Origin of the sequence: Vibrio sp. 1151_11, from assembly GCF_029478525.1 — a bacterium.
Lineage (GTDB): Bacteria > Pseudomonadota > Gammaproteobacteria > Enterobacterales > Vibrionaceae > Vibrio > Vibrio anguillarum.
On record NZ_SHMN01000018.1, the window covers coordinates 78,641 to 96,070 of the forward strand.

The 17,430-nt window shown below is 42.6% G+C and carries 13 protein-coding genes; 5 read left to right on the forward strand and 8 right to left on the reverse strand.

The window, feature by feature from the left end:
- Nucleotides 1–14: 14 nt before the first annotated feature.
- From EXZ60_RS13585 to EXZ60_RS13605, 5 genes are all read right to left on the reverse strand, one after another.
- On the reverse strand, nucleotides 15–431 hold the full coding sequence (locus tag EXZ60_RS13585) for a MarR family transcriptional regulator (protein ID WP_129533202.1): 417 nt from the start codon (nucleotides 429–431) through the stop codon (nucleotides 15–17).
- The gene (gene dmeF / locus EXZ60_RS13590; protein ID WP_277435839.1) at nucleotides 431–1,321 is read right to left on the reverse strand and encodes a CDF family Co(II)/Ni(II) efflux transporter DmeF; all 891 of its coding nucleotides are present in this window, start codon (nucleotides 1,319–1,321) and stop codon (nucleotides 431–433) included. Before dmeF ends, EXZ60_RS13585 begins: the two co-directional genes overlap by 1 nt.
- A 182-nt stretch (nucleotides 1,322–1,503) precedes the next feature.
- Nucleotides 1,504–2,025, reverse strand: coding sequence for a DUF2058 domain-containing protein (locus tag EXZ60_RS13595; protein WP_026027777.1), 522 nt, complete (start codon nucleotides 2,023–2,025; stop codon nucleotides 1,504–1,506).
- 83 nt (nucleotides 2,026–2,108) lie between these two features.
- Complete coding sequence (locus tag EXZ60_RS13600; RefSeq protein ID WP_277435840.1) at nucleotides 2,109–3,056, reverse strand: hypothetical protein; 948 nt, start codon at nucleotides 3,054–3,056, stop codon at nucleotides 2,109–2,111.
- Nucleotides 3,057–4,364, reverse strand: a complete 1,308-nt coding sequence (locus EXZ60_RS13605; protein WP_277435848.1) for a sphingomyelin phosphodiesterase — start codon at nucleotides 4,362–4,364, stop codon at nucleotides 3,057–3,059. It abuts the gene before it with no gap.
- A gap of 229 nt (nucleotides 4,365–4,593) precedes the next feature.
- Between EXZ60_RS13605 and EXZ60_RS13610 the strand changes: the two genes are divergently transcribed.
- Nucleotides 4,594–5,112, forward strand: coding sequence for an RNA methyltransferase (locus EXZ60_RS13610; RefSeq protein ID WP_069211991.1), 519 nt, complete (start codon nucleotides 4,594–4,596; stop codon nucleotides 5,110–5,112).
- Nucleotides 5,113–5,208: 96 nt separating this feature from the next.
- Here EXZ60_RS13610 and EXZ60_RS13615 read toward each other — a convergent pair whose 3' ends face one another.
- Nucleotides 5,209–8,127 (reverse strand): alkaline phosphatase family protein, encoded by a 2,919-nt coding sequence (locus tag EXZ60_RS13615; protein WP_277435841.1) that lies wholly within the window; start codon nucleotides 8,125–8,127, stop codon nucleotides 5,209–5,211.
- 234 nt (nucleotides 8,128–8,361) lie between these two features.
- On the opposite strand from EXZ60_RS13615, the gene EXZ60_RS13620 reads away from it, so the two are divergent.
- Nucleotides 8,362–9,918, forward strand: coding sequence for a PAS domain-containing methyl-accepting chemotaxis protein (locus EXZ60_RS13620; protein WP_277435842.1), 1,557 nt, complete (start codon nucleotides 8,362–8,364; stop codon nucleotides 9,916–9,918).
- A gap of 95 nt (nucleotides 9,919–10,013) precedes the next feature.
- Here the strand turns inward: EXZ60_RS13620 and EXZ60_RS13625 are convergent, their stop codons facing one another.
- Nucleotides 10,014–11,042 (reverse strand): trypsin-like serine protease, encoded by a 1,029-nt coding sequence (locus EXZ60_RS13625; protein ID WP_277435843.1) that lies wholly within the window; start codon nucleotides 11,040–11,042, stop codon nucleotides 10,014–10,016.
- Between the two features lie 567 nt (nucleotides 11,043–11,609).
- Between EXZ60_RS13625 and EXZ60_RS13630 the strand changes: the two genes are divergently transcribed.
- Both EXZ60_RS13630 and EXZ60_RS13635 read left to right on the forward strand, forming a co-directional pair.
- The gene (locus tag EXZ60_RS13630) at nucleotides 11,610–14,165 is read left to right on the forward strand and encodes a hypothetical protein (protein ID WP_277435844.1); all 2,556 of its coding nucleotides are present in this window, start codon (nucleotides 11,610–11,612) and stop codon (nucleotides 14,163–14,165) included.
- Between the two features lie 10 nt (nucleotides 14,166–14,175).
- A complete protein-coding gene (locus tag EXZ60_RS13635) occupies nucleotides 14,176–14,916 on the forward strand; it encodes an isochorismatase family protein (protein ID WP_017044894.1) in 741 nt (246 codons plus the stop codon).
- A gap of 189 nt (nucleotides 14,917–15,105) precedes the next feature.
- Here EXZ60_RS13635 and EXZ60_RS13640 read toward each other — a convergent pair whose 3' ends face one another.
- The gene (locus EXZ60_RS13640; RefSeq protein ID WP_017044895.1) at nucleotides 15,106–16,038 is read right to left on the reverse strand and encodes a LysR family transcriptional regulator; all 933 of its coding nucleotides are present in this window, start codon (nucleotides 16,036–16,038) and stop codon (nucleotides 15,106–15,108) included.
- 112 nt (nucleotides 16,039–16,150) lie between these two features.
- Between EXZ60_RS13640 and EXZ60_RS13645 the strand changes: the two genes are divergently transcribed.
- Nucleotides 16,151–17,275: a VarG family subclass B1-like metallo-beta-lactamase gene (locus EXZ60_RS13645; RefSeq protein ID WP_115340008.1), complete on the forward strand. Its 1,125-nt coding sequence runs from the start codon at nucleotides 16,151–16,153 to the stop codon at nucleotides 17,273–17,275.
- The last annotated feature ends 155 nt before the right edge of the window (nucleotides 17,276–17,430 follow it).

Genomic DNA, 17,430 nt, shown 5'->3' on the forward strand with positions numbered 1-17,430 from the left:
TGGTTGGTCATAGCTTAAAACTCTTGGTTCATTTTTAGCAGGCTGTTGAGTAATACTGTTTCTTCGTTTACATCCAAGTGCCTCGTCAGATCTTTCACTAACTCCACATGCAACTGATTATGCTGGCGATGAATTTTCTGACCTTCCGCGGTTAAAGTCACGACAATCGATCTTCTGTCATCTGGGTGCGCGCCGCGTTCAATCAACTTAGCATTCACTAACTTCTCTATTTGAACGGTGAGCGTACCAGTTGTGATACCGAGCTTTTGCGCTAACTCTTTCATTCTCAGCGCGCCATGAATACCTAACACCTCGATGGTGTGGATCTGCGCCAGAGAGTAGCCAGTGTCTCGCACCACAGATTGCTCCCATGAGGACATCTTGTCGTAAAATTCCGTTAATTGTTGATTCAGTTTTTCGATATTACTCATCATGCCATCGGGTGAACTTCAAGGGTAAGGTGGTGGATTTTATCAAACTTCGCCAGTATTTGTTTATATTCTGCCACGGTTTTATCAACATGAGATTCTAAGATAATCGCAGCTGAGTAGTGATGACCACTGATTTTCCAAATATGGAGATCTTTAATCACCGCAAATGCGGCTAGCTCTTCTTCAATTAAACGTCGATAGGGTTGCTCGATGCTTTCATCTAATAAAATGGGGCTAGTCTGCTTGATAAGACCTATTGTCCACTTAGCAATCACGGTAGCGCCGACGATACCTACAACAGAATCTAACCAGTTCCAACCATAATATTTTCCAAACAAGAGCGCCACAATCGCCAAAAGAGAAGTCAAGGCATCGGCAAGAACATGCAAATAGGCAGCTCGTAAGTTGTGATCGTGATGGTGATGGTCATGGTTATGATCGTGGTGATGGTTATCATGCAACAATAGCATGCTCACTAAATTCACCAGCAAGCCAATGATGGCGACAATAATCGCTTCATTAAATTGAATCGCTTCGGGATTGAATAAACGATGAACCGATTCCACCACCATCAGCAACGCCACAATACCTAATGCAATCGCACTGGTGTAGCCTCCCAACACACTCACTTTACCGGTACCAAATGAGAACTTTTCACTGTGTGCATGCTTTCTGGCATAACGGTAAGCAAACAGCGTAATGCAGAAAGCAGCCGCATGAGTACCCATATGCCAACCATCGGCAAGCAGAGCCATCGAACCGAAAATAGTACCAGCAATGATCTCCGCTATCATGGTGACAAGCGTGAGCAAAAGAACGTAAAACGTGCGTTTCTCATTTTGGTCTGCGCTAGCGATAAAGTTATGACGATGCTCGGTAGTAAACTGCAAAATCCCACTCACTTAGTTTGATAATCAAAATATTTGATTTAAATTTAGTTTGATTATCAAATATTGTCAACAAACTCTGTCTATTAGTACCGAAACCATTGGGGGAAATAGGCTAAGTGGAAAGTAGAGGTAGGAAGGGAGAACGAGAGCCCTCCTCCGTTGAGAAGGAGAGCTGGAAGGAATTACCACATCAAATCATCAGGGACTACGAAATCCGCGTACGGATCATCTTCAGCAGGTAGAGATTCATCGGCAGTTTTATTTTCGATAATGCTCTCTTCATCACGCATGAAGATTTTATCCGCTACCACACCCGGGATGACAGCATAGCCATCTTCATAACGCGCGATAGCCAGGATTCCTTTGCTCAGTTGATCACGAACCAGTGAATCGACATAAAGTGACTTCACCAACTTACCATCAACAAAGTTGTATTTGATTTCACCGTGTTTTAGATCCAGCTTATTCATCTCAATCAGTTGTTTTACTTGAGCGCGAATTTCTTTGCTCAACAACTGCTCTTTTTGCTGTTTATTTAGTGCCTTGTCGCGCTCTTGTTGCTCGACTTTATTCGCTTCTACTGCCGCTTTCACTTCACGTGCTTGCACGCGCGATTTTTTAGAGCTCTTTTTCGCTTTGCTGAGTTTTTTGGCGTTGACTAAACCCGCTTTTAGCATTTGCTCTTGTAGAGATAAGGTTGCCATGATCAATCCAAGTCAGTTATTTGCTGGTGAGTTTAACGGTTCATGGCGAGTGAATAAAGAGCGCTGTGGTTATCTTATTCATCCTAACGAGCAAAAAATGCTTTTCTAAACTCATAACGCTGCTTTGCCGCGTAACGCACCCACTCTTCTGTCGAAAGGGTGGCATAGGCTGTCTTTCTCTGGTTTGAGAGCGTCTTTTCTAACTGCGCTAATGCTTGCTGGTAGTCAATGACTTGAGCAGCCTGCGCTTGTTGCTCGATTTGGCGATGGGTCACCTCACTGCGCTCATGTTCATTTAAGTAAAGTTCGGCCAAACCTTGCTGTACTTCTAAGCGCTGTTCTAACGATAAATGTTGGGGGATCAGCCGAATCGCTTGTTCATAGCGTGCATTACCTGTGTTTAATGAGAATGTATCCCATTGATATTGATGCTGTGCAAGCCGCTGTTCAATGCTCTGCAACGCCTCTTCTACGGAAGCAATACCTTCGTAGTCATTGGGTTGCTGTACAAAATCATCATAAGCGTACTGATCAGCAAACAAGATATCCGCTTGTCGCCCCCATACTTGTTGATCAATCGATTTTACATAAGCCATTTTGTCACCTAATTCCGTATCCTGACTGATGAGTTCCATTCCAAGCAACGCGTCACGTTGCGCCTGTTTTTGCCAATAGAGTACAACCAGCTCATAACGTTCATGGGGCAACTGCGCTTGTAGTTGTTGTAGCCGCGCAGCACACACATTTTGCTGACGACACTGCTGCCAAAACTGCTCTATTCTCTCTCTCAGCGCTTTGCCTATTTCTGTTTGCAGCGTTTCACCAACGAGTGTCCACTCTTCATGGGTTGGATGATCGCGATTAGCCACCAAAGCAACGCCACTTTGCTCTGGCAAACGCACCGTGCCCGGCAATGCAACCTCAATTCTATTGGGTGGTGTTTGGATAGTGGGAAACTCATCCCTCTTCACCCACCAATAACTTGCGCTGCCGGCTAAGGCAACGCAGATCAATAACCTAACCCAACGCATCTAGCGGATCTCAGCTTTAACCGGAAAGTGATCCGATAAATTGTAATGCTGCCATAAACGCTCGTCCGTGGTTCTTGGCACCAGCACAGTATTGCGGTTTTGTTGTTCGCTTGGTTGTGCAAACTCTTGGCTTACCACCACATAATCAAGGTACTCCACGTTTTCACCACCGGATAAGGGTTCTCCTGCAAAATCATTAATACGCGGATCAAACGTTGATTCGGTATAGCCTGCGTAGCTAGGTTCGGTTGACGCAAGATTCGCGAGCATATTTTGATAGTCATCGGCAAATTTACGTTTATTCACGTTAAAATCACCGCCATAAATCACCGTTTCTGTGCTGGGAATAGAGAACGATTGCGCAAAACTGCGCATCTGTCTGAACTGACGTTGGCGATAATCGCGAGCGGTATCGGTATCAAACGCGGCAGTATGCGTTGCAAACAGATGATACGCCTGACCATTTTTGATGATTTCAGCATAATTCACCCCTTTATCAGCAAAACAGTCAGTTCCCGAGCAATCAGGAAAGACATATTGTCCTTGGTTAACAATTGGGTAGCGGCTGACGATGATCACTCCGCCGTCATGGATATTCACCCCAGACTTATCGAGCATCTTCGTTTGGTACGGATACTCTTTTGCCAGCTCTCGAAGAAAAGCATCACGCCCCGCAGCAAACACTTCTTGCAGCATTACGGCATCATATCCTTTGATATGCTGAGGGATGATAGCAAAACGCTCGGCAATATTTGAAGCAATCACAGGTAACGCCCAAACGTTATAGGTCATCACTTTTAAGGTCTCAGCGTCGGGTGTTTCTTCTGTATTCGTTGGCGTAATGGTGTAATAAATGTCGTCGTAACGAGTGGTGCTGACGGATTTAAACGCAAGCTCGGTTGGACGTTCAATCAACTGCGTTGAGTAATAACGGTGAACCGCACGATCATTTTGCCACTGAAGAGGAACATCTCGTGCTTGTACCCCATGCTCAATGCTTGAGTTATACCAATGGCCTTCCATCTTCTGCTGTAAAGAGAAAACCTGCCCTTGCAGCAAAGTCAACATGGTTTCAAATTGGTACGTTTTGCCAGATTTCACCCCTTGCCAGCGGTTAAAGCTGAGCACCATTTTAGTTTCCCACGGGCCTAGCGTTTCACTGTGTTGCTGCCATTCACTGCCTTGTTGCAACTGATCAGATCCGGTCTGTTTCACGGCAATAGACATTGGCAGCGCAGAGTTATTGGTTAAATAAATATCGGTGTCCGCCAATACCACATGAGCAGCAAGAGACAACCCAAATAGCATGACTTTATTAATAATCTTCACGTTTTCATCCTTTAACTGTGAAAAAATAAATTAAGCCATCCCCCTATGAAATATTGATGTAAGAAATACGACAGTTTGAGTACTCCAAGAAAGGTCACGAAAAATATAAAAACTATTGAACGATTTATCGATATTTTTTCTTTCAAGGCAAATTTTAGCGTTATACTGCCCGCCCCAAATTGTGAGAGGATTTTTTGTGGAACGTGAAATGTCAGTGATCATTGGTTTGTGTAACCCTAAAAGCCCAACCAACGTAGGTGGTGTGATGCGCGCGGCAGGTTGCTACCAAGCATGCGCGGTTCGCTACAGTGGTGAGCGTTATGATCGCGCAGTGAAATTTCAAACCGACACAAAAAACATTCAAAGTAAAATCCCGCTCACCGCGATGGTAGAGATCACGCAGGACTTGCCAAGTGAGATGAAAATCGTCTGTGTTGAACTGGCAGAAGGGGCGACACCACTGCCCGAGTTTATTCACCCGGAAAAAGCGCTGTATGTGTTTGGCCCTGAAGATGGTTCTATTCCACAAGAGATAGTTAACCAAGCCAGTGAGGTTGTATACATCCCAACAATTGGTTGCATGAATTTGGCCGCGAGCGTCAATGTGCTGCTGTATGATCGCTTGGCAAAATCCAAGCTCGATATTGACCACAGCCAACGTATTCTGAGCAGCCGAGATGTGAAAAATCGTTTGAAGTTTAAACGTGCTGATCAACCTACCACTTAAGGCTGCAATCGAAGCCAATGAAACAAGCGAACGTTCTTCACTCAATAAAGCCTAACGCTCACTTATTTCATTGGCAGTCATAACGGCCAACTCTCGCTAACGAATATCCAGCTGTTTAAGAACCGATGGATAACCCCACCCATCTTCACCAACTTTAACTTCGTCTCCCGTTAAATAGTGATAAAGAGTGGGCGCAAGTGAGCCATTTTCGACTGAACCGAGCGGCGTGGCTTGATTGCAAATTGGGCTCCCCCAAAAACCGATAAAAGCATCTTTTTCTAGATAGCTTTCACCCGCATGACGCCCCGGAACTTTAGTATTAAAGCCAACGCCCTCTTTAGGAAATAGGTTAATGGTGCCCGCACGGTCGTCTTCATAAATAGCAGCGAGCTGATTAACCGAATCTGGACGGGGCGTAAAACGTGTTAACTCTCGCCACTGCGCACTTGAGCACCACGTCTCAGCTTGATTCGCTTTAGCGTGATAAACGCAACGTTCGACGAGTTGTGCATAATGTTCTAGCTCGTCAGATGAAGGAGGCGACAAATAAGCATTTAGCTGCTGAACGCCAAGCAGCAATGGCTGTTCCGATTTAGCAAAATAGCGCAGTTTATCACCCTTTTTTTCAATCCACTCATCCACTCGTTTACCTTGCCGCTCGCCAACCAACCGTACAGAACAGCCTGTTAAATCACATGGTTTTTCTCTCACAACTAAATAATCTAGGCTTTCAGCAAGTCGCGCTACGGTTTCATCGATCACATCAACCTGCTGCCCTGGCTTAGAATGGATCGGTTGCCAACGGATCAGCTCTTGATAAACCGGTTGAACTTCCCATCCAGCTTCTGCATTAAAGAAATCCATCATAAAATTTCCACCCGCAGTGGAAGCGACGACCACATCAATCCCTTTGTTTGACGGCGCGTTAATCGCATTCGTCATTTTTGGCCCTTCTCCCTCATCCGATGAGATTTTTTTCACGTTGAGTTTTATTCCCAGTTGTGACGCTAGCGGCTCAAAGATCTGTTTTTCTGGGTTGAGGGAGAAATAAACAGGAGCTAAACCATGATCGCCAGCCATGCCCCATAACGTGCGGTTATATACTCCCGCGTCTTGATAGGTTGCTTCTATTTGCGCTAGCCAGTAATCGAGGCGGTTTAGCTCCCCAGTTGGCATGATGACTTCATCGCTGAATGGGCCGCTAAAATGAGCAAAATGATCCGGCCATGGATTATAAATCAGCGTATAGTCGGGCATTCCTTTCAGTTCTTTTTGTGCAAGTTGTTTCAACTGGTGAGCAAGCACTTGATGGCGAGTCCAGCGAGTATAAAAATCCCACTTGCTTATCTGCTGATAGCGCGAGACCTCTTCAACTAATGTCGCTCGCAACTGTTGAAGTTCACGTTCGACAATCGCGCGCTCTTTCAGCTCACGCACACACCGCTTTTCACCAAAATCACGTAATGCCTCACCCGCCCCCAAATTCACTAAACCATCATAAGTGGTGTGAGCATTCCAATCGTATTGTGCATTGCAGTTGAGGGTGTTGAGGTAAGCGAGGCGATCAAACATCGTTTGTACTTGGTTTTTAACCAGTAAGCGATCAAGCTGCAGTGCATCATTACCAAAAAAGTAATAAGCTCGGTCGGTTGGGCGATCAACAAAGTGGAAATTGGGTATGCCAGTACCACCTTGGCCGGACACCTTAGCTCCTGTTTTTATGATCGGTAAATTACGCACACTGATCGTTGGTGTTGATGAAATGCCCACTTGAGTAATAGAAGCGCGATGATCACGATACAAGCGTTTAAAAAACGGCAAGTAATGTGGATCGTGATAAGGCTGCTCAGCCAATATCTGCATGAAACGTACTTGCTGCTGATGTTCGGGTTGAACCACCTCCATTGAAGAAGGCTTAGTGCTCAATCGATTGTTGTGATCTTGGTGAGCTTTGCGGATAAATGGCTTACTTGGATCAACCAAACCTTCGATCAGCCCTTGTTGCAAACCATCCACGGTGATCTGCACTGCCATACGACGTTGTTGCTGAGAGCGGAGAAACGCAATCAATGCTTGAGGATCATCATCAAATGCTTTTTGTAACCAGGAATTTAGTGCTTGTTCACGCTCTTGCTGATAGACAAATTGGCGGTAGCCTTTTAATACGTTCATACGCACAAAATCAATCAAAGTAACCGTGATTGCCTCTGCTTTGTTGTTCACACGTGCTGTATTTTCTGGCTTTGCATCTTCTAATACCCCAAAAAGGGCTTGCTTCATCTCTCCTTCATCCATCCCATTAGCAGCCTGACTAATAATTTGGATCACTATCGGTTGGATTTTATTAATCAGTAATCGATCGGGTTCACTTGACGTCAGATATTGATAGTGATCCGGCAATCTCTCAAGCTGTTGCCACTCACCAATTTCAACCAAGGCATCATACACAGTCACCATGGCCGCAATAAATTGGGCATCCACTTTAATCCCTTCATGATGCCCTTGATCTTTAATATTTTCTTTTTGTTCACTCACCACCTCTTCCCCATAATGGTAGAGGCTATGCTCGAATCCCTTTAAAACCTTTGCGTCATAAACAGTACTTAAATACTGTTTAAATACATCATCATTTTCTAACCCCGTATAACGATCATAATATTGATATAAAAAATAGCCCAGCGGGATGGCGTAAGTTGGGTTAGAAATTTGTGCAATAACGCGAGCTTTTGTTTTTGCATCTAAAGGCAACATAAGGATATAGCTATCGAGTGTTACCCCAGCGATGGTAAATAAGGTCGAATCACGGGCAAAGCGCGTTGAATAGCTTAAAGACGACGCCATTTGATTTTTCAATATTTGCGCCGAATTGAACAGCCCACCAACCACAGGCGCATCATTGATAGCAGCGAAAGAGGTTGATGAAAGTAAAGAAGTTAAGAGTAACGCGATGGGTTTTAGCCGCCCAAAAGAATAAAATATCATACTGTTTTCCCTACAGTTATTGCATGCGCACATTGTGGCAAGCTTACTCGTAAGGTCAAGTCGTAAGTTATATTTACGTTATAAATCGGCCATATGTCCACATCAAAAGTAATGATACCAATTAGGTATTCTATACTGGTTAATTCTATTGCGTTCTTAGCGATTTGAATCTATAACAGTGGAAACAAAAATAATAAATAACACCCTCATCTAACGCTAGAGAGACTTGGCTTAATTTGTTTTTAACTTATTTAATTCGAGGTAATCATGCGTACCAACCAACCTGTCACACAAAAAGAAGTCAAGTTTCCACCTAGCTATAACTTATTATCGGTCACTAAACCAAGCAGCCATATCACTTATGCCAGTAAAGAGTTTTGTGAAGTGGCGGGCTACTCATTAGAAGAGCTTATCAACCAGCCTCACAACCTAGTTCGTCACCCAGACATGCCAGCAGAAGCGTTTAAAGATATGTGGGAGCATTTAAAACGCGGCCAATCTTGGATGGGTATCGTCAAAAATAGATGTAAAAATGGCGATCATTATTGGGTTGATGCGTTTGCTTCTCCGATAGTCGAAAATGGTAAAACGGTTGAGTTTCAGTCGGTACGTTTGTGTCCAAGTCGAGAACACATCACCAACGCAGAAAAAATCTACGCGCAGCTCAAAGCGGGAAAAACACCTAGGCGACTCAAGCTACCTCGAACTCGTTTATGGCAGCGCTTAGCCCTAACTTTATTACCCATCGCGGGTGTCAGCTTTGTTGCAGATACTTTCCTTCCCGGCGTAGGTTTAGTATTGATGCTATTACTGTCAGTAGTTGCTGGCTATAGTTTAACTCGCCGCTTAGAATCGCTCAGTGCCGAAGCCCGCAAGGTGTTTAATAACCCACTAATGGAATTGGTGTATAACAACCATATTGATGACATTTCTGAAATCAAATTGGCCTTAAAAATGCGCCAGTCTGAACTCAATGCGGTCGTTGGACGCATCCAAGATTCAAACCAACAAATTAAAGATGCAGCTCAATCGTCCTCTAAAAATAGCGAAACTACGGCGATCAATTTAGAGGGGCAAACACGAGAAACAGAACAAGTTGCCGCCGCGATCAATGAAATGCACTCTACCGCGAATGAAATTGCACAAAATGCGCAAAGTGCTTCTGACGCGGCAGAGAAAGCAAAATTGGCCGCCGAAGAAGGCATGGATTCGGTAAAAGATACATTGAATGCAATGCAACAGCTCGCCACCCAACTAGACAGCGCCTCATCGGTTGTCACGCAACTATCAGAACATGGGAAAACCATTGGCCAAGTGTTAATTGTGATCCAATCTGTCGCTGAACAAACCAACCTGCTTGCACTCAACGCCGCTATTGAAGCTGCTCGGGCTGGCGAGCAAGGCCGTGGATTTGCGGTCGTCGCCGACGAAGTTCGCACCTTGGCACAACGCAGCCATGAGTCCACTAAAGAGATCCAAAATGTCATTGCGCTGATTCAAACCAGTACCCACCAAGCTGTCGATGCAATGCATGAAGGCACACAATTATCTAAATTATGTGTTAATAGTGCCAATGTCTCTGGTGATAAACTCAATATGCTACTTACTCAGGTGATTGATATTACGGATAGAAATGAACAAATTGCCACAGCCGTAGAAGAGATGGCACGCGTTACTGAAGATATGAACTCAAGCGTTCAATCGATCAGTGATGTCTGTGTTGCGACCAATATTTTGGCCAGTGATACACGAGATGAATGTGAGAATTTAGTGGAAAACCTTGGTTCTCAAGGACAATTAGTTAGCCAATTTAGAAAGTTATAATTTCATGCCCTACCAGCCCTCTAACGAGGGCCAGTCAGTTTAAAAAATAAAAGCAGTGTTTATAAATTATTACTGCTTCTATTTTATAGGGATCGCTAATCTATTGGAAATACAATTGGGGCATCAAGCACTGCCGTACTCACATTTTTTTCCATAGATTTATTTTGAATTTTTTTCACTGTATCAACTATCCAATTAAATACTCCAGGTCTGGTAAAACCAGCATAGAATGTCGCCTGATTATGCACCTGAGAATGGGAATTCACTCCCGTACTGGCAACACCATATACCTTTCCTTGGTAAATTAAAGGACCACCGCTATCCCCTCTAAAAGTAGAATATTTCGTTAATACAGTACCAAATTCATTGACATCAAATCTAGAATCTGAAGAATCTAATGGTGGATTTTCAATAGTAATAGAATAACGGTTAGGCTTATATATCCCATGTTCTTGTCTATATTCATAACGCGTTTCAGCCCAATCACAACTTTCTTGATCTATTTGAGAATATTCCTGAGTAAAAAAGTTGTTTGAAAAATATTTAGAACTATTACATTGAGCCATATCCACTTCACGCTCATAATCTGGAGAATTTTCCTTTGCAGCGACAATAGCAGGAATTGGCATACGCTTTAGGCTTGAGGTTGAATAGCCGATGGGGAAAACTTCTGCTCCGAGAGGAATTGACTGATTTGCGACAGGTAAAAACGTAACCCCCTCTGGCATGCTTTCAAGTTCTACGATAGCTATATCATCAAATTCATCTCGGCCTATTCCATTACTAGGTTCGAATATGTGATCAGCTGTATAGGCTTCTACTATTTTAACTTTAATACTTGGGTTCGGTATACGGCCATTCTCATCAACCTCTTGAGATCCTGAATGTAAAAGATACGCATGATTCCCTTTTTGAGCGCCGAGTCCGACACAATGGAGTGCGGTGAGTACTGTTTTTGGCGCAATCAACGTACCAGAGCAATGTGCATATTTAAAATAAACCATGTATGGCACATCACTTGGTAAAACATCATTACCTTCAACAGCACTAGCAGGCAATGAATAGCCGCCTCCCACCAAGGTCAAGCCAATTAATATTGGTTTTGTGTATTTTTTATTTTTCATTTAATTTTCCTCTTAATTTTATGAGTTTTTAAAGTAAACGACAAAAATAAATTTTCCAGTGCTTACATAGCTTTTCACTAAAAAAACTCACGCAACCTATCGATATTCATAAGATGGTTACGCTATCTAAACTAATTATTTTACGGTACGACCGTAATTAAACCACCGTGCATTAGCTTTTACGAATTAAAGATAGTGAAAAATAATCTTAACGATGTGATGCTAATATTTATTATTTCCGATAAAATAGATGAATAAAATCAATATTAATAATGCACAAATGATATAGCCCATATACCATTTATGCATATAGCCAGGCCACAATTATTACATGTGTTCATTTTCCAATTAAATCATTCGTACGGTATTTCTCTACGATTTATTTAATTGGAAAATCGATCTACTTTTAAAATACTCTTTCACACTAATTAATAATTCACTTTCCGTGATATTGATTCATTAAATTACTCTTACTTATGATAATTCACTAGACTTGGTCCTTGTTAGGAATTAATAAACATATCTGTAACGTTTAATAACAAATAACAGTCAACAAAGGATTGAGATATGAAGTTGCCCAAACTGCTGCTCGTAAGTGCATTTTTTACTACATCCACTACTGCCTTTGAGATTTGCCGAATCGGGGATGAAATCAACATCCTCGATAACGACTCCATGAGGGCATTACGCAAAGATAATTATTCCTTATCTAGTGACGACATTACAGCCGACACACTTTTTTCTTCCTCGCCAGAACACTTCACTGAATTAAAACCTTCAATTATTGAAGCTAATGAGCTGTATTCAAAATCTTCTTCCTTACTGGAACTAGGCCCTAGCTCAATACTTACCATAGAAGCAGACGCAGCAAAAAGACTGCTGCAAACACTAGGTAGAACAAGCTCAAAATTCGCCACCGGCGCTCTTGAAGTGCTTGGCCCTATTGGAGATGCTGCGGCGGTAGGGTTATGGGCAAAAGAGATAGGTAATACATTTAAAGATGAATCCCAAACTTCTTATGATCGATTTGCAACGGTTATGGGGCTAGTGGATTGGTTTGGTGTACTCAAACTACCCGAAAGAGAAATAGACCGAGTGATATTAAGTCACCGCTGGGATGCCATTTCAAGTGGTCAACATTACAGTTTCAACATACACGACGATATTGCCACCCAGCAAGATTTAAGAAACAAGAAACATTGGGCAGAGCTCGCCAATAAACAAGCGGATTTAGTCACTGAAATAGTCGGTGCGTACGCAAAAGATATCACTCTTAAATATCAATACCATTATCAGGAAATGGTTTACGCACAAGCTAAATTGTCTAACGAGCTTATTAGCGCACTCGATCAAGAGTTACATAAGTATGTTTATACGCTTCTTTCGTTTGACCATAATGGCTCGCGCTTGTTTCCTAGCGACTTAACTAGCGCTTGTGATGCAGAAACCCGAGTGATTGCATCGCTTTATACCAATTCAAACTCCAATAGCTCTTCAAGCATTCCAGCGACCTCAGAAGCTAATGGAGCACTTACTAACTTACAACTCTGTCAGCAAAGTGTATTAAGCGGTGTTGTGCAGCGTCTAGATGAGTTACGTACTGGGCATATTGATCAACAGGCGTTTACGCAGGCCTTTAAAACCGTTTTGTCGACCAAGAAGCAGATAGCAAATACAGCAAGCGAACACCTTGAGCACATCAGTTCAGCACTTAAGAAGCAGATAATAATCGATGGCAGACAAGCCGTTGATCGTTTGTTTGATTCTGGTGCTCTAGAAAAATCAACTCAATTTTTTAAAGATCAAGCTAGTCGATATGCGATCGATGAAATGGCGCGTAGTGTTCTTTACCGTCCAGCAACGGCTGATGAGCTCAAAACAAAAACCCTCATCTTGAATGAAGGCTATAGAAAATGCACCTCATTTGGAATATTAGCAGGTGATCCTAACTTCCAAGGATGTAGAAAATACGAATGGATACCGGCTGAAACACGAAAATTTGAACCAGCAAAAGACGCAGTTATCAGCCAAATCACTTCTCAGCCACGCCAAAATTTTCATACAAAGTTCGACGCAGCCATCTTGAATTTGATCAGCATAGGCTGGGATGCGAATCAAGAAGAACAATGGTTTGAACAACAAATCACTCACTATTCGCAGCAGCAGGCCGCCAAAAATAATGCAAAAAAAGACAGAGCTTTAGTGCACAAATGGTTGTTCGGTTCCGATGCGCAGATAAAAGATGAGTGTCCACATAATTGTGAAGGATGGAATGCCGGATACTTAGAGAGGCAAAACATCTCTCAACACTCCTCTTTATCCGACATTAGTCGGTGGTTTGCGGATTATTCAAGCTCTGTATCAAGATACAGGGAAATCAAACTTGCTGAGCTTATTCCTCAAGCCCTAGAAAGCGAGTGGCAAGCGATTCAACTGACTCAGTTTTTGAGCTATGCGCACCCTGGCAGCTTTGACTTAGAAAAGCATGCCCCTTTAATGGCTTCAGCCTTAAAAAACTCAACTTTGGATTTGGCTTCTCTTTCCGGAAACTCGCTTCAAATAGCCAAAGAGATCCTAAAAAGAGAGATGATTGAAGCAATAAATCAATCAAAACAAAAAGGCACAGACTGGCTTATCTCTCAGATAGGGGACTTCCATCGATATGCAGCCATCGTCCACCAGCAGCACACCTCTACCGGACATGCCAACGACATGCCAAATGATGTTCTCTTTACTGAAGAGCTTCCTGGCAATGTTCTTCGTTATACAATCTCTCACCTCCCCCCATACAATTATGACCAAAAGTTAGACTCTTCACTGCGAGCGCTCTTTGATCCTCAATCCGTTCTCAGTGAAAGATTTTCTGCTCTGGCTAATGCGTCAAATCAACTTAACAACCAACCAGGACGTGAGTGCTACATCAATTTTACTCCTGTCAAAAAAGCACTATTAGATATAAATAGCGACAGTTTACTTGAGTGGATTGCTCCTATACATGAATTAATGTCATCACTCACAAGTCAGCAATTGGAAGTACAAGCATCCATTGAATGGGCTGTGAAACAGCAAAGTGACCGTAAAGTGGCTAGTGATCTCAGTCCTAACAACCCTAAGTATTTGTAGGAATAAAACAATGAAACCAATACACAGTATGAATAAGAAGTTTTTGACAACACGAGTCCTGCTTACCTTCAGCTTAATCCTTTCTTCAACGCAATCATGGGCAGATGTAGGGGCTTTAAAAAATGACATATTGTCTCGTATACACAGGGGGGATAAACCCGTTATCCTCATGATTGACATGCAAGAAACGACATCAAAGTTGCCTTGGTTACCAGCACAAGCACCAGGCAATAAAAAAATTTGGAAAAACCAAATAGAAATGTTGAAGTTTGCCAACGAAAACAAGCTTCACGTCTTTGATATCAACTACATTGACCGTTTTTCATTACGAGATAACTATGGTGGAGACAGAAGCCGTTATCTTGAACACAACCCGACCTTTAAAAAGCTCAAATCTGAAATGTATAAGTTTGGACCTGAACGATACCATTATGTAGTGAAAGAAACGGTTGAAATTGATACCAGCTCTCAAAGTAAAATCATTCAATTTATTAACCAAAACCAAATTGATAGTGCAGTCATCATGGGGTTTAACAGTGATTGTTGTGTGCGACATACTGCTTACGTTCTCTCAAAAGAGCAGCGTATTAACGTTTTGGTTAGCGAAGACATTGTTACTAATAAAGCGAATAAGCCTGGTATTTCTAGCACGTGGACTGAGCTGGGTCTTGATACAGATCCAAACGTTCATATTTTCAGAAAGCAGAAACAGCCTTTTGATTTCAATGCAGCCTGCTATAGTGGTGCTTAAGTTTTTAACTTGGCTTTGTTTAAAGTAAGTAAGGAGTAGCAATATGGTGGAGTATCGCTATATTTTGCCCTACTCTGTATCTTATATTTAACAAGCAGTCTTACGCTGCCGATTGTGTGAGGCTTCAAATTTATTGCGATATTCCCAGTTAGAATCCGCTAAAGAAAGAGGCGGCTCAATAAAGTCGCCTCACACCGATTCCCCGATTTCTTCATCCACCATATTTTTTATTTCCTGCCTCACCCACTGGTGGATTGGGCTATTGTGATGAATGAGATGCCAAAATTGTTCAACTCGAAAGTCGGCAGTGTAAAACGGTAAATCGGCCACCGTGATGTCATAACGTCTACCTAGGTGAGAGACCAGACGTCTTGGTAAAGTGGCAATCAGATCAGTGTTAATCAATAACTCCGGCACCATCGAAAAATGTGGCAAAGATGCCACCACTTCGCGCTGATAACCCAGTCTTTTCAGCTCATGATCCATATCCGTTTTGCCCAAGCCATTACCGGAGATGATTAGATGTCGGCTCTGGCAATAGCGCTCTAACGTCATAGGCTGAAGAGCCCATTTATGCTGGCAACACATCACTACGGCATAGTTATCATTAAATAAACGCTGTTTAAACACGTTAGTGGGTGACTCATCGGTGGAATACAGTAATAAATCCGCCACCTTTTCCAAGTAATCATGCAGCGGCATAAACGAGTTGTAAGACACAATTTGTAATTTCAAGTTTGGAGCACGCTGTTGAAAACGCGCCAACAATTTCGGCACAATCATCATCATTTCGAAATCCAACGCCCCTATAGTGAACACGCCTGAGTATTGCTGGGGGTCAAACTCGTCATCTACCAACATATGACGAATGGTATTGAGTGATATTTCCAATTCGCTATAAAGGCGCTCACCTTTTACAGTCAAACGGTACTCATTTTTCACCTTCACCAGCAATGGATCACCAAATTGTTCACGCAAGCGCATCAGAGCTCGACTGACTGCTGGCTGACTCATGTTTAATACTTGAGCGGCCTGACTAATATGCTTATGAATTAATAGCTTTTCTAAAATCGTCAATAAATTTAAGTCAATGCTGCGCAAATTGATTTCGGGGGCGACCATACCATCACCTAATAATTTCGTGCGTAAATGATCTATATACTATAACAAGCATGCATTTTTGATATGTTTGTTTTTCATTTATCTTCTCCTCACCTGATTGAGGAGATAAAAAATGAAACTATCCACCCTAGCTTTAGCCCCTATTGCTGCTGCACTGTTTACTTTTAATGTAAATGCGAAAGGCCATGACCACGACAACCAACATGCGATTTTTTTTCCTGGTGAAACCGTTCAAGACACAGCGAAAATCGTAGTTGAGCCCTCTGCCACTCAGTCTCTGAAACTGGGACAGAAAATCAATAACCTGTATGAGCGCCAATTTGATGAGAGTAAAGCCACCGTTCAAAAATTGGGCAAAAATACCTATTGGATCGGGGTTAATTATTACAACGCTACGGTTGTAGTTAATGAAGACTCAGTATTGTTGATTGATCCGCTAGGCGATGGCCGCATTGATGCTCTTTTTAAAGGAGTTAAATCCATCACCAATAAACCAATTACTACCATTATGTATTCGCACTACCACCTAGATCATGTAGGTGGTGGTAACCAACTGGTTGACTTGATTAAGAAAAATTATCCAAAGGTGGATAATGTCCGTGTTATTGCTAGTCAAACCGTTGCAGACAAGATCAACCACCACGCTGAAGTGGGCGAAAACGGTGTGAAAACGCCTAAAGTTCCAGCGCCAAATGAGGTATACGATTTGAAAAAACCTCAAACGGTCAAATTTGGCTCAATGAAGTTAAAGATGATGGCACCAGAAGGCTCTGGCCATACACCGGATAACACGATGATTCTTATCCCAAGTGATCGTGTGCTGCATTTTGCAGACATGATTAACCCTGATCAACTGCCGTTTTATAATTTCGCGGGAGCAGAACATTTCCACGGTTACGAAGAGGATCTACAAAGCCTTCTGAGCACACCACTCAGCAAACAGTGGGACTTTATTAACGGCGGCCATGGCAATATCGGTTCAAAACAGGATGTGAAAGATCTGCTGGAATATATTGCGGACATCAGAACTGAAGTGGGCAAGCAGCTAGAAGTCGCGCCCTACACTCCAGTTTTGAGTGACGGAAACCACTTCGTTTGGTTCAAACGCTGGCAAGATGAGATCACTAACAATGTACATACCGCAATGGCGAACAAGTATAGCCACATGTACGGTTTCGATTCAGGTGTGGTGGAAACCCACGCAGCCATGATTTTGGCTGATATGATCGATCACTAATTTCACTCGGATAAAACAGCCCTCTAACGAGTAATGCCGATCAGTTAAGGCCAAAGTGATCGGTTGAACGATCCTTCAGAGCTGTCAAAATCCAAGTGTATTTAATGCACTTGGATTTTTTTATGGATGTTTCTCAAGCTCTAAACATAATTAAT

What these genes read in the sequence shown, in the direction of transcription:
- EXZ60_RS13635 (WP_017044894.1), top strand. Translation starts at nt 14,176, where the DNA reads ATGAAACCAATACACAGTATGAATAAGAAGTTTTTGACAACACGAGTC.
- EXZ60_RS13600 (WP_277435840.1), bottom strand. Translation starts at nt 3,056, where the DNA reads ATGCGTTGGGTTAGGTTATTGATCTGCGTTGCCTTAGCCGGCAGCGCA.
- EXZ60_RS13610 (WP_069211991.1), top strand. Translation starts at nt 4,594, where the DNA reads ATGTCAGTGATCATTGGTTTGTGTAACCCTAAAAGCCCAACCAACGTA.
- EXZ60_RS13585 (WP_129533202.1), bottom strand. Translation starts at nt 431, where the DNA reads ATGAGTAATATCGAAAAACTGAATCAACAATTAACGGAATTTTACGAC.
- EXZ60_RS13645 (WP_115340008.1), top strand. Translation starts at nt 16,151, where the DNA reads ATGAAACTATCCACCCTAGCTTTAGCCCCTATTGCTGCTGCACTGTTT.
- EXZ60_RS13630 (WP_277435844.1), top strand. Translation starts at nt 11,610, where the DNA reads ATGAAGTTGCCCAAACTGCTGCTCGTAAGTGCATTTTTTACTACATCC.
- EXZ60_RS13595 (WP_026027777.1), bottom strand. Translation starts at nt 2,025, where the DNA reads ATGGCAACCTTATCTCTACAAGAGCAAATGCTAAAAGCGGGTTTAGTC.
- EXZ60_RS13620 (WP_277435842.1), top strand. Translation starts at nt 8,362, where the DNA reads ATGCGTACCAACCAACCTGTCACACAAAAAGAAGTCAAGTTTCCACCT.
- EXZ60_RS13640 (WP_017044895.1), bottom strand. Translation starts at nt 16,038, where the DNA reads ATGGTCGCCCCCGAAATCAATTTGCGCAGCATTGACTTAAATTTATTG.
- EXZ60_RS13625 (WP_277435843.1), bottom strand. Translation starts at nt 11,042, where the DNA reads ATGAAAAATAAAAAATACACAAAACCAATATTAATTGGCTTGACCTTG.
- EXZ60_RS13615 (WP_277435841.1), bottom strand. Translation starts at nt 8,127, where the DNA reads ATGTGCGCATGCAATAACTGTAGGGAAAACAGTATGATATTTTATTCT.
- EXZ60_RS13605 (WP_277435848.1), bottom strand. Translation starts at nt 4,364, where the DNA reads ATGCTATTTGGGTTGTCTCTTGCTGCTCATGTGGTATTGGCGGACACC.